This is a genomic window from Serratia sp. LACPHL-BACT-2024-00286 (genome assembly GCF_043109535.1).
In the GTDB taxonomy this organism is placed as follows: domain Bacteria; phylum Pseudomonadota; class Gammaproteobacteria; order Enterobacterales; family Enterobacteriaceae; genus Serratia; species Serratia sarumanii.
Map to the genome: position 1 here is coordinate 377,627 of NZ_JBICNA010000002.1, position 12,195 is coordinate 389,821.

Sequence of the window (12,195 nt, forward strand, 5' to 3'; positions counted from 1 at the left end):
ACTCAGGCGTTTTCACTCTCAGGCAACGCCAAACGGCGCTCGTTGTGCACCACCCGCCACGCCAACAGCAGCACGCACAGGCTGCAGAGCGACAGCACGGCGCCCAGGTGCTGCGACAGCCCGGCCAGCACCAAGCCACCGCCTAGCATCAGGTAATACATCAGGCCAAGGATCGCGCCGGCGGTGCCCATGCAGTCTTTATAATGCCGCAGCGCGCGCGCCAGAATATTGGGAATGGCGATGCCGTACGCCATCACCACCAGCATCATCGGCAGAACGAACCACAAGCTCCCTTCCAGCAGCAGTACCAGCAGGCCGCCGGCCAGTGACAAAACGCAGGCCAGCATCAGCAACGCGGGGAACAGCCAGTGTTTGCCGATCAAAAACTTGTTGATCGCCGCGCCGATACCGACCCCGGCCGCCAACACCAAACCGGTATAACCGAACCACTGCGCCGGCAGTTCCAACGCCGCGAAGTGGAATGGCGCCAGCTGGTAATAGCTGAACATGCAAATATTGAACAACGCCACCAGCAGCGCACTGAGCCAAATATCCCCGTCCTTGATCATCCGCCCCAGCGTGCCGAAAAATGAATGCCTCACCACCTGTTGCGGACGCGTCTCCGGCAGTTGCCAACCGGCATAGCCCAGCAACAGCGCCGCCAGCAGCGCCAAACCGCCAAACACCCCCTGATAGCCCCAATAGTGAGTCAGCACTGCGCCGCTCAATACGCCAACCGCCGGGCTGATCGCCATGGCGATCCCCATCACCGAGAACACCCGCGCCAACTCATAACCGTCGAAGCGATCGCGAATCGCCGTTTGCGTCCCGACCGAACCGACCGCCGCGCCAAAGGCGGCCAGCACCCGCGCCGCCAGCAGCACGCTGAAGCTGCCGCTGAACAGCGCGACGATAGAAGCCAGCAGATAGAGCGTCAGCCCGGCCAAAATGGTGGGACGGCGTCCGATGACGTCGCACATCCGCCCCCAAACCACCACGCCCAGCGCAAAGGCGAAAAAGTAGCAAGAGAGCGTTTGCGCCGCCATTTCCGCACTTACCCGGAAACCATGCGCAATGTGCGTCAATGCCGGGCTGTAGATGGTCTCCACCACCTGGGGAAACATCATCATCGACGTCGCCAATGTCAGAGTCAGCTTACGTTGCATAACAGATCCTGTAGCCAAGAATAAGCTGCACAAGGTAGCATCTGCTCACGGCGCCGATTACAATATAAAAGACAATAAATTTACAAAATCGGACATACTATGGCGTGGCTTCAGGCGCAGGACAGTTTTAATCCGGATACGCTCGACAACGGCGTGCTCGGGATCGCCGCCGAACTGGCGCAGCACGACTCTGGCACGCATTGGCATGACAGAGGCCAGTTGCTGTTCTGTCAGCAAGGCAGCATGCGTATCACGCTCAACCAAAGCATCTGTATGCTACCGCCGGGCAGAGTTGCCTGGATCCCGCCGCAAGTGGCTCACCGCGTTCAGGTCAACGGCGTAGTCGGTTACCGTTCGCTTTATCTCGACGCCGATCGCTATGCCTGTCTGCCTACGCAGCTTGCCGTACTGACAGCCTCGCCGCTGCTGCGCGAGGTGTTGGAACGCATCGCGTTCGCCGCATTCGACACCGACTGGCAGCATGGGCCTCACGCCAATATTCTGGCGGTCTGCCTGGACGAGATCGCCGCCGCGCCGCGCGAACTGACGTTGCTGCCGCTGCCCAGCGACCGGCGCCTGCGCCATCTGGCCAATCTGGACATGCTTCCGCCGCTGCACGAGCTATCGCGCTACAGCGGCGCTTCCGAGAAAACCATCAGCCGGATTTTCCGCCGTGAAACCGGCCTCAGTTATCAACAGTGGCGTCAGCAATGGCGCCTGATCAAAGCAATAGAGATGCTGGCCGCAGGGCTGAGCCAATCCGACGTCGCCGGTCGGCTGGCGTTTTCCAGCGACAGCGCCTTCGCCACTTTTTTCAAGAATATGGTGGGCTGCCCGCCGAGGGCGTATATGGAGAGAAGAAAGTAAGAGGCCGTCTAAAACGGCAACGCCGACAGAATGCGTTGATGGGGAGGAAAAAAGCGACGGCGGGAACGGCGCCCCCGCGACAAGCGAGAAACGCCGTTCCGCTACGCCCTTATCGATAGACGATCTCGCCCTTCGGCTCGTAGGCCGCCGCATCCAGCGGTGAATGTTTCTCGATGTACTGCTTCAACACCTCGGCGTCGATAAAGCCGGTGTTGACGTAGCTCGGCAGCCCGTCCAGCTTCGGATAGCCGTCGCCGCCCAGCGCGTTGAAGTTCAGCGTCGCCATGCGGTAGGTTTTATCCGCCTGCAGCGGCTGGCCGTTGATCTTCACCTCGCTGACGCCCTTGCCGTCCGCCACCAGGCTGACGTTGGCGAACTGGGCGTAGGCGCCGGAATCCGGCTTCATGTTGGCCACCACCGCCAGGTACTGCTCAACCTCGCTGCCTTTCATATCGACATGCACCAGGGTGTTGCCGAACGGCTGTACCTTGAGCACGTTCTTATAGGTGATATCGCCGCTTTCAATCGAATCGCGCACCCCGCCGCCGCTCATCACCGCGAAGTCGGCATCGGCGCGCTCCCTCTGCGCCGCCAGCATCACCCGCGCCAGGTTGGTCTGCACGAAGCGCACCTTGCTGCGATCGCCCTCCAGCTTGCCGTTAACGCTGCCGATCTTCACGCCCAACTGCGCCTTGCCCTTCTCCTGGAACGGCGTCAGCAGTTTCATCATGGTCGGGTCTTCCGCGATCTGCTTGGTGTAGAACACCCGCTCGCTGGTGCCGTCCGCCTTCTCCACCTTCTTCTTCAGGTTTACCGGGATCAGCTGATAATGCACCAGTTTCAGCTCGCCGTTGCGGAATTCGAAGTCGGCGCGGCCCACGTATTTGCCCCACTCGTGCGCCTGCACGATCCAGGTGCCGTTCTGGCGATCCGGCGAGCACGGCGTGCCCGGCACGTAATCTGCCTGTTTGCGGTTGTCGCCGGCCATGCACACCGGATCCTGCGAGTGGCCGCCGACAATCATGTCGAGATACCCGGCCGGCAGGCTGCGCGCCATTTCCACGTCGCCCGGCGCGTTCGAGCCGTGTTCGCCGTTGTCGTAGTGCCCCATATGGGTGGCGGCGATAATCACGTCCGGCTTCTCGTCCTTACGCAGTTGCTCCACCACCTGCTTCGCCTCCTGCGCCGGCACGCGGAACTCCATGTCGGTGAAGTACTCCGGGTTGCCTATCTTGGCGGTGTCGTCGGTCGTCAGGCCGATCACGGCAATCTTGATGCCCTGCTTGTCGAACAAGGCGTAAGGCTTGAACAGGCGCTGGCCGGTGCTTTTCTGATAGATATTGGCGGACAGCAGCGGGAAGGTCGCCCATTTTTCCTGCTGCCGCAGCACGCTCAGCGGGTTGTCGAATTCGTGGTTGCCGATCGCCATCGCGTCGTAACCCACCAGGTTCATGCCGCGGAAGTCCGGCTCGGCGTCCTGCAAATCCGATTCCGGCACGCCGGTGTTGATATCGCCGCCGGACAGCAACAGCAGGCTGCCGCCCTGCGCCGCCACTTCCTGACGAATGCCGTCCACCAACGTTTTCTGCGCGCCCAGGCCGTATTCGCCATGATCGTTCTGCCAGAAGTGACCGTGATGGTCGTTGGTATGCAGAATGGTGATGGCGTAGGTCTTATCCTTTTCCCAGGCACTGGCGGCCCCCGACAGCAACGTCAGGGAAACGGCCAACGCACATGCGGTGGTTTTCAGCGAAAAACGCATGGCGGATCTCCGTGTATTAAATGGCTTTTATGATGAGGGCGAAATTGTAGCGCGAATCAATGACAGCTGATTTCAAATTTTTGCGATGTGAGTCTGATTATTTCAGATATGGTAAAAATTGCGCACCCTGCCTAAGATGTCTTCTCTGTGCTCAACAACTTATCAGGCTAATAATAATATGACCGACAGTAGCCAAAGCGCGATGCCGCCCGCCAAGGGCAGTGCGGTGAAAGGCACCGCCTTCTCGATCCTCGGCGCCATCAGCGTGTCCCACCTGCTCAACGATATGATCCAATCGCTGATCCTGGCGATTTACCCGATCCTGCAAGCCGATTTTCACCTCAGCTTCGTGCAGATCGGTATGATCACCCTGACCTATCAGCTGACGGCCTCGCTGCTGCAGCCGCTGATTGGTTATTACACCGATAAACACCCGCAGCCTTATTCGTTGCCGATCGGCATGGGCTTTACCCTGTCCGGCCTGCTGCTGCTGTCGGTGGCGAGCACCTTCCCGCTGGTGCTGCTGGCGGCGGCGCTGGTGGGCACCGGCTCATCGGTGTTCCACCCGGAATCCTCGCGCGTGGCGCGCATGGCCTCCGGCGGGCGGCACGGCCTGGCGCAGTCGCTGTTCCAGGTCGGCGGCAACTTCGGCAGCTCGCTCGGCCCGCTGCTGGCGGCGCTGATCATCGCGCCTTACGGCAAGGGTAACGTCGCCTGGTTCACGCTGGCGGCGCTGCTGGCGATCGTGGTGTTGCTGCAGGTCAGCAAGTGGTATCAACATCAGCACCGGGCAACTAAAGGGCAGCCGAAAAGCCCATCAACGCTGAAAGCGCTGCCAAAACGTACCGTAGTCTACTCGCTGGGCATCCTGCTGGTGCTGATTTTCTCTAAATACTTCTATCTGGCCAGCATCAGCAGCTATTACACCTTTTATCTGATACATAAATTCGGCGTTTCGGTGCAGAATGCGCAAATTCACCTGTTCGCCTTCCTGTTCGCGGTGGCGGCAGGCACTATTATCGGCGGGCCTCTCGGCGACAAGATAGGGCGAAAATACGTTATTTGGGGCTCTATTCTCGGCGCTGCGCCGTTTACCCTTGTTTTACCTTATGCATCGCTCTATTGGACCGGCATTTTAACGGTGATTATCGGGGTTATTCTCGCCTCGGCGTTCTCCGCCATTTTGGTCTACGCCCAGGAGCTGATCCCCGGCAAGGTGGGCATGGTTTCCGGCTTATTCTTCGGTTTTGCTTTCGGTATGGGCGGATTAGGCGCGGCAGTTCTTGGTTATGTCGCGGATTTGACCAGTATCGAACTGGTCTACCAAATCTGTGCTTTCCTGCCGCTGATCGGCATTATCACCGCACTGCTGCCCAATATGGAGCATAAACCGCAATAACCCCGCGACTAGCCCGGATGAAATTACTTATTCGTCCGGGTTATCTTACGGATAAATCAATGTTATTTTCCATATCTGGCACAAAACCCCCTCATTGCCGCGCCTCAAGTGAAATCCTCTGCCTTTTTACAAAAAAGGCCAAATTAGCCAAGCAAGTCGCGCACAAATGCAATAAACTAAATGTATCTTTTCGTAACTTTGTTGCGTTTCTCCCGTGCCGCGATGCATAGCCAGAAGGAGTATGGATGCATAATTCAACACCGCTCATTACCACCATCGTCGGAGGGTTAGTACTCGCCTTCCTCCTCGGCATGCTGGCGAACCGCCTGCGCATCTCCCCTCTGGTGGGGTATCTGGCCGCAGGCGTGCTCGCCGGCCCGTTCACCCCCGGTTTCGTCGCCGATACCTCATTGGCGCCGGAACTGGCGGAAATCGGCGTTATCCTGTTGATGTTCGGTGTTGGCCTGCACTTCTCTTTGAAAGACCTCCTCGCAGTAAAATCTATCGCCATTCCCGGCGCCGTAGCGCAAATAGCCGTCGCCACCCTGCTCGGCATGGGGCTGTCCAAGCTGCTCGGCTGGGATCTGATCTCCGGCCTGGTGTTCGGCCTCTGCCTCTCCACCGCCAGCACCGTGGTGCTGCTGCGCGCGCTGGAGGAGCGGCAGCTGATCGACAGCCAGCGCGGGCAAATCGCCATCGGCTGGCTGATCGTCGAAGATTTGGCGATGGTGCTGACGCTGGTATTGCTGCCGGCCTTCGGCAACATGCTGGGCAACGACAACGCCAGCAGCAGCCAGCTGCTGATGGAGCTGGCGCTAACCATCGGTAAGGTCATCGCCTTTATCGCGCTGATGATCGTGGTCGGCCGCCGGCTGGTGCCGTGGATCCTGTCAAAAACCGCCAGCACCGGCTCGCGCGAGCTGTTCACCCTGGCGGTATTGGCGCTGGCGCTCGGCATCGCCTACGGCGCGGTGAAGCTGTTCGACGTCTCCTTCGCGCTGGGCGCTTTCTTCGCCGGCATGGTGCTGAACGAGTCCGAACTGAGCCACCGCGCGGCGCACGACACCCTGCCGCTGCGCGACGCATTCGCAGTGCTGTTCTTCGTCTCGGTCGGCATGCTGTTCGATCCGATGATCGTGATTAACGAACCGCTGGCGGTGCTGGCGACGCTGGCTATCATCGTGTTCGGCAAATCCGCCGCCGCGTTCCTGCTGGTGAAAATGTTCGGTCACTCCAAGCGCACCGCGCTGACCATTTCCGCCAGCCTGGCGCAAATCGGCGAGTTCGCCTTTATTCTGGCGGGCCTCGGCATTGCGCTCGGCATGATGTCGGAACACGGCCGCAATCTGGTGCTGGCCGGCGCCATTCTGTCCATCATGCTCAATCCGCTGTTGTTCACCCTGCTGGAACGCTATCTGGCCAAGACCGAAACCATCGAAGACCAAATCCTCGAAGAGGCGGTGGAAGAAGAGAAGCAAATCCCGGTGGATATGTGCAATCACGCGCTGGTGGTCGGCTATGGCCGCGTCGGCAGCCTGCTGGGCGGCAAACTGGCCGAAGCGGGCATCCCGCTGGTGGTGATCGAGAACTCCCGCCCGCGGGTGGAAGCGCTGCGCGAACAGGGCATCAAGACGGTGCTGGGCAACGCCGCCAATCCGGAAGTGATGGATCTGGCGCGGCTCGACTGCGCGCGCTGGCTGCTGCTGACCATCCCCAACGGCTATGAGGCCGGCGAGATCGTCGCCTCGGCGCGCGCCAAGCGGCCGAATATCGAGATCATTGCCCGCGCCCACTACGACGACGAGGTGGCCTACATCACCGATCGCGGCGCCAACCAGGTGGTGATGGGCGAACGGGAGATCGCCAACAGCATGCTGAACATCCTGCAGCTGGACACCCTGAGCGAAGAAGAAAAAATGGGCGGCTGCCCGATCTGAAGCGCCACGCGCGCAAAAAAAGGTCCGGCATGCCGGACCTTTTCTTTTTCAGCGGGTTAACGCTCCCAGTAAGACTCTTCCAGGCTGTCTTCCCGCTCCGGCAGGCCGCGAGTGAGGCGCGGCGAATGCTGGTTCAACACCTGGTAGCTGACGCGGTTGGCGTATTTGCACACCTGCGCCAGGGAGGAGTAAGTCAGGTAGCTGCGCACGTGCTTGCTGGAGTTCGGCACGTTGTGGCGGTGATAGCCGTTGGCGGCGATATCGTGCAGCAACGCCGACAGCGCGCCGTCGCCGGCGCCGTTGGTGTTCATGATCTTCTCCGGCCCGCCCATATACGGCGCGATGTGCGAATAAACGCGCAGCGGATTTTCACAGTGTTCGCGGCGCATGGCGCGGCTGAATTCGTAGCGGTTGAACTCGGCGATATGCCCCGGCAGCAGCGGGTGCTGGGTCTGGCGCTTGTTGGCCTCTTCGGTGTAGCCCGCCATATACAGGCCGTTCGGCCCGGCGGTGCACAGCACCAGATCCACCCACTCCAGCGCCATGTCCGAGGCGGTCAGCGGATCGCTCAGCCCGGTCAGCTCCAGCGCTTCGTCTTCGTTCATCGCCAGAATCGTCACGTTTTCCTTCAGGAAGTCGCGCCACCACTGTGGGTTGTCGGCAATGACGTACTTGGTGCCCAGCGTCAACACCACCGGCACGTCGTGCTTTTTGGCGTATTCGATCGCCTGCAGGGTGGCGGCCTTCATCGGCTCCCCTTCCTTGCAGCGCACCAGATAAGAGCTCAGCACCAGCGCCGACGCGCCGGCGATCACCTCTTCAGGAATGCTTTCCGGGCGCAGCTGGTTCATTTGGCCCGGGTTGATGGCGAAGGTGCGCTCGCCGCTTTCGCCAATCAGCGTGAAACAGCGGCCGATGGCGCCGTCTACGCCCTGCAGATAGTTGAGATCGGTACGGCTGGAGGTATTGCATAGGTAACGGTAGGCGTAGCTGCCGATTTTCACGTTGCTGCACATCACGCCGAGCAGCACCGAGCGATCGTCCGCCAGCACCGAATAGTTGTGCATGGTATTGCCGATGGTGCCGCCGGCGAACTGATGGGTAACCAGGTTGTTTTCATTCAGTTCCTGATACAGCGCCTCGGCGACGTCGTCTTCGATCACCAGAGAGTGGCCCAGGCTCAGGCCGTAGCGCTGGACAAAAGCGTCGTCCACCTTCGCCTCGATATCCACCAGCGTCTGGTCGATGCCGACGATATACGAGGTGCTGATTTCACTTTCGGGCTGGGCCTGCTGCAGAAGCGGATCGCGGGCGCTCACCGGGAAATAGTGTTTGGACTTGCGTTTACCAGGAAATTTCATGTGATTGGCGGTGGTGGCGGTTTAACAAGCGGAGAATGTTAACACATTCCCGCCCGATCACGATGATTCTAATATACAGATTATTGATGATTAGAGGCGCTGCGCCACCAGCTGCTGCATCATATCGATATGCGCCGGCTCGTCGTTCAACGCAGAGATATACTCAAACTTCTCGCCGCCGGCCTCGAGGAAGATCTCGCGGTTCTGCTCCTTGATCTCTTCCAGCGTTTCCAGGCAGTCCGCCGAGAAACCCGGGCAAATCAGCTGAATGTGCTTCACGCCCTGCGCCGGCAGCCCCTTCAGGGTCTCATCGGTGTACGGCGTCAGCCACGGCTCGCGGCCGAAGCGCGATTGGTACGTCATCATCACTCGCTCCGGCGCCAGCGGCAGCGTGGCGCTCAGCGCTCGCAGCGTATCCTCGCAGCGCTGCGGGTAGTCGTCGCCCAGGCGCGCATAGCGTTTGGGGATGCCGTGGAACGACAGCACCAACCGATCCGGCTGGCCATGCTCGGCGAACGAGCGTTCCACGCTTTGCTGCAGCGCGGCGATGTAGGCCGGGTGTTCGGCGTAATCGCGGATGAAGGCCACAGAAGGCAAGCGGCGATAGCCTTTAAGCACCCGCGCTACGCCATCCCATACCGCCGCGCTGGTGGAACAGGAATATTGCGGATAGAGCGGCAGCACCACCAGGTTGGTCACGCCCTGCGCCAGCAGCTTGTCGATGGCTTCCGCCAGGCTCGGCGAGCCGTAGCTCATGCCCAGCTCCACCGGCGTATTCGGCATGCGCGCCGCCAGCGCCCGCTGTTGGCGGCGGCTGTACACCAGCAGCGGCGAGCCTTCTTCCATCCACACCGACTGATAGAGCTTCGCCACGCGCGGCGAACGGATCGGCAAGATCGCACCGTTGAGGATCGGCCACCAGATCAGCGGCGCCGTGTCGACCACGCGATCGTCACTGAGGAATTCCTTCAGATAGCGTTTGACCGCCGACGAGGTCGGCGCATCTGGCGTGCCCAGGTTCACCAGCAATACGCCGTGTTTCTCTTGCTTCATCTCAGTTCCCCTCATTTCCTTTCCGGCCGGCATTCCGTTCTGGGTCGGGATGTCAGCAGCCATTAATGCCGGCTATTGTAACGGAAAAGTCGTGCATCGAAACCGATAACAGCAACAGGCTATGCCTGCGGGCCTCCACCTTGCGCCAGTCGCCACACCGCCGCCACGTTGCGCGCCGTCACCTGCAGATTGCGATCGGCCCCCGCCAGCGCTTCTTCCAGCGTCACGATGCCATCGAGCACCGAAAACGCCGCGTCGATGCCGTGTTGATGCACCACCTGGTAATCCGACGTCAGGCTGCCGGCGATGGCGATCACCGGCACGCCGTGGCGCTTGGCCACCCGCGCCACGCCGATCGGCGTTTTGCCGTGGATCGACTGGCTGTCCAGCCGGCCTTCCCCGGTGATCACCAGATCGGCATCGCGCACCGCCTCATCCAGGCGCAGGGTTTCGGTGACGATCTCGATGCCCGGCCGCAAGCGCGCGTTGAGCATGCCGAGCAGCGCCGCCCCCATGCCGCCCGCCGCGCCCGCCCCTGGCTGGGTGAGCACCGCGCGGCCGGTTTCCCGTTCCAGCAGCTCGCCATAGTGATGCAGCGCCGCATCGAGCTGCGCCACCATCTCCGGCGTCGCTCCCTTCTGCGGCCCGAACACCGCCGAGGCGCCCTTTTCGCCGCACAGCGGGTTATCGACGTCGCAGGCGGCGGTCACGCTCACCCATTGCCAACGCGCATCCAGCCCGGCGAGATCGAGATGCGCCAGCTGCGCCAGCGCCGCTCCGCCCGCCGGCAGCGGCCGGCGTGCCTTATCCAGCAACTTCACGCCCAGCGCCTGCATCATCCCGGCGCCGCCGTCGTTGGTGGCGCTGCCGCCGATGCCGAGAATGATCGCCTTCACGCCGCGTTCCAGCGCCGCCAGCATCAGTTCGCCGGTGCCGTAACTGGTGGTGATGCGCGGATCGCGCCGGCCGGGCGGCGCCAGGTGCAGCCCTGAGGCGGCGGCCATTTCAATCACCGCGGTTTCGCCGTCGCCCAGCAGGCCATAGAACCCCTGCACCGGCTCCCCCAGCGGCCCGGTGACCGTCACCTGGACGATTTCACCGCCGGTGGCCGCCACCATCGACTCCACCGTGCCTTCGCCGCCGTCCGCCATCGGCAGCTTCACGTAGTGCGCCTGCGGGTAAATTTGGCGGAACCCCCGCTCGATGGCGTCGGCGACGCCGAGCGCGCTCAGGCTCTCTTTGAAAGAATCCGGGGCAATAACCACTTTTTTCAGCGTTTTCATCACTGTTCCTTATCCCGCCAGGTTAAATACGCCAAACATCAGCGCCGAGATTGCCGCAATGGTGAACCCCACCAGCGTTTCGTACGGCAGCAGCTTCAGCCGCTCGTGCACCGCCATATTGACGCTGCCGCCGGTGGCGTGGAAGAAGCTGCCGTGCGGCAGATGATCCAGCACCGTGGCGCCCGCATGGATCATCGCTGCGCCGGCCAGCCCGCTCACGCCCAGCTCAAGCAGCGTGGAGCTGAACACCCCGGAAGCCACGGCGGTGCCAGCGGTGGTCGACGCGGTCGCCATCGACATCAGCGCGCCGGACAGCGGCGCCAGCAGCCAGGCCGGCAGCCCGGTGTGCGTTAAGCCGTTAATCAAGACATCCTTCAGCGCCGAGTTGGCGATAATGCCCGCCAGCGTGCCGGTGCCGAGCAGCATGATCGCCACCGGCGCCATGCGCGACAGGCCGGAGACCATAAACTGATTGCACTGGCGGATGCGCCCCATCAGCAGCGCGCCCGCCAAGCCGCCGGCCGGCAGCGCGATCAGCGGATCGACGGCGATGCCGGCGATCGGCCGCAGCGACAGCAGCAGGATCGCCACCAGCGGCGCGCTGATCGCCGCAGCGAAGCCCGGCCGCGCCCCTTCGGCATGCTGAGTCAGCTCTTCGGCCATCACTTTGCTGCCTTTATCGCTCAGGCGACGCGCCAGCAGATAGGCCACCACCAGGCCGCACAGCCCCGGCACGATGCCGGCCATCATTACCGAGGTGAGCGGCACGTGGAAATTGTCCGCCGCCGCGATGGTGTTCGGGTTGGGCGACATCACGTTGCCGGCCTTGCCGCCGCCGATCATCGCCAGCAGGATCGCCGCGCGCGAAATGCCGGCCTTTTGGGCTATCGACAGCGCGATCGGTGCGACGGTGATCACCGCCACGTCGATAAATACCCCCACCGCCGTCAGGATCAGTGTAGCCACCGCCAGCGCCAGCAGCGCGCGGGTTTCGCCCACCTTGCGCACGATAGTTTCGGCGATGGTATGCGCCGCGCCGGATTCGATCAGCACCCCGGCCAGCACCCCCGCCGCCAGGATGCGCATCACGGCGTTGGTGATGCCCTGCGCCCCGCCGATCATCAGCGTTACGGTCTGCACCAGGTCGCCGCCGCCGCACAGCCCGCCCGCCAGCGCGCCGGCGATCATGCCGTAAGCCGGCGGCACCTTGCGTAGAATCAGGACGATGGCGACGGCTAACGCCACCAGCGCCCCCAGAGTGGATACGGTTGTCATTGTTGTTTTCTCCGTGGTTGATGTGCAGGCCAACATATCCCGCGCGCCCGGCGTTGGCCTGAGGGGAAACAACAAAAAATCGCCGGGGGAAC

9 protein-coding genes are annotated in these 12,195 nt (G+C 61.8%); 3 read left to right on the top strand and 6 right to left on the bottom strand.

Going from position 1 to position 12,195, the window contains the following annotated elements:
* Positions 1-2: 2 nt before the first annotated feature.
* Positions 3-1,166, bottom strand: a complete 1,164-nt coding sequence (locus ACF8MC_RS08385; RefSeq protein ID WP_049213822.1) for a multidrug effflux MFS transporter — start codon at positions 1,164-1,166, stop codon at positions 3-5.
* A 99-nt stretch (positions 1,167-1,265) separates the two neighbouring features.
* On the opposite strand from ACF8MC_RS08385, the gene ACF8MC_RS08390 reads away from it, so the two are divergent.
* Positions 1,266-2,033 carry a helix-turn-helix domain-containing protein gene (locus ACF8MC_RS08390; RefSeq protein ID WP_048321321.1) on the top strand — a complete coding sequence of 256 codons (768 nt, stop codon included), beginning with the start codon at positions 1,266-1,268 and terminating at the stop codon, positions 2,031-2,033.
* Between the two features lie 109 nt (positions 2,034-2,142).
* Here ACF8MC_RS08390 and ushA read toward each other — a convergent pair whose 3' ends face one another.
* A complete protein-coding gene (ushA, locus tag ACF8MC_RS08395) occupies positions 2,143-3,795 on the bottom strand; it encodes a bifunctional UDP-sugar hydrolase/5'-nucleotidase UshA (RefSeq protein ID WP_060451904.1) in 1,653 nt (550 codons plus the stop codon).
* A 178-nt stretch (positions 3,796-3,973) separates the two neighbouring features.
* Between ushA and ACF8MC_RS08400 the strand changes: the two genes are divergently transcribed.
* A complete protein-coding gene (locus ACF8MC_RS08400) occupies positions 3,974-5,194 on the top strand; it encodes an MFS transporter (protein ID WP_060421979.1) in 1,221 nt (406 codons plus the stop codon).
* Between the two features lie 245 nt (positions 5,195-5,439).
* Positions 5,440-7,131 carry a YbaL family putative K(+) efflux transporter gene (gene ybaL / locus ACF8MC_RS08405; RefSeq protein WP_033637356.1) on the top strand — a complete coding sequence of 564 codons (1,692 nt, stop codon included), beginning with the start codon at positions 5,440-5,442 and terminating at the stop codon, positions 7,129-7,131.
* Between the two features lie 56 nt (positions 7,132-7,187).
* Here the strand turns inward: ybaL and ACF8MC_RS08410 are convergent, their stop codons facing one another.
* From ACF8MC_RS08410 to ACF8MC_RS08425, 4 genes are all read right to left on the bottom strand, one after another.
* Positions 7,188-8,492 (bottom strand): inosine/guanosine kinase, encoded by a 1,305-nt coding sequence (locus ACF8MC_RS08410; RefSeq protein WP_033647265.1) that lies wholly within the window; start codon positions 8,490-8,492, stop codon positions 7,188-7,190.
* Between the two features lie 90 nt (positions 8,493-8,582).
* A complete protein-coding gene (hemH, locus tag ACF8MC_RS08415) occupies positions 8,583-9,545 on the bottom strand; it encodes a ferrochelatase (protein WP_033637355.1) in 963 nt (320 codons plus the stop codon).
* A 119-nt stretch (positions 9,546-9,664) separates the two neighbouring features.
* The gene (locus ACF8MC_RS08420) at positions 9,665-10,828 is read right to left on the bottom strand and encodes a glycerate kinase (protein WP_060445686.1); all 1,164 of its coding nucleotides are present in this window, start codon (positions 10,826-10,828) and stop codon (positions 9,665-9,667) included.
* Positions 10,829-10,837: 9 nt separating this feature from the next.
* Complete coding sequence (locus ACF8MC_RS08425) at positions 10,838-12,103, bottom strand: GntP family permease (RefSeq protein WP_164105039.1); 1,266 nt, start codon at positions 12,101-12,103, stop codon at positions 10,838-10,840.
* Positions 12,104-12,195 lie beyond the last annotated feature (92 nt).

Bases quoted from the DNA above. Each gene is read 5' to 3' on its own strand.
- ACF8MC_RS08385 (WP_049213822.1), bottom strand. From the start codon at position 1,166: ATGCAACGTAAGCTGACTCTGACATTGGCGACGTCGATGATGATGTTT.
- ACF8MC_RS08400 (WP_060421979.1), top strand. From the start codon at position 3,974: ATGACCGACAGTAGCCAAAGCGCGATGCCGCCCGCCAAGGGCAGTGCG.
- ACF8MC_RS08410 (WP_033647265.1), bottom strand. From the start codon at position 8,492: ATGAAATTTCCTGGTAAACGCAAGTCCAAACACTATTTCCCGGTGAGC.
- ybaL (WP_033637356.1), top strand. From the start codon at position 5,440: ATGCATAATTCAACACCGCTCATTACCACCATCGTCGGAGGGTTAGTA.
- ACF8MC_RS08420 (WP_060445686.1), bottom strand. From the start codon at position 10,828: ATGAAAACGCTGAAAAAAGTGGTTATTGCCCCGGATTCTTTCAAAGAG.
- ACF8MC_RS08390 (WP_048321321.1), top strand. From the start codon at position 1,266: ATGGCGTGGCTTCAGGCGCAGGACAGTTTTAATCCGGATACGCTCGAC.
- ACF8MC_RS08425 (WP_164105039.1), bottom strand. From the start codon at position 12,103: ATGACAACCGTATCCACTCTGGGGGCGCTGGTGGCGTTAGCCGTCGCC.
- hemH (WP_033637355.1), bottom strand. From the start codon at position 9,545: ATGAAGCAAGAGAAACACGGCGTATTGCTGGTGAACCTGGGCACGCCA.
- ushA (WP_060451904.1), bottom strand. From the start codon at position 3,795: ATGCGTTTTTCGCTGAAAACCACCGCATGTGCGTTGGCCGTTTCCCTG.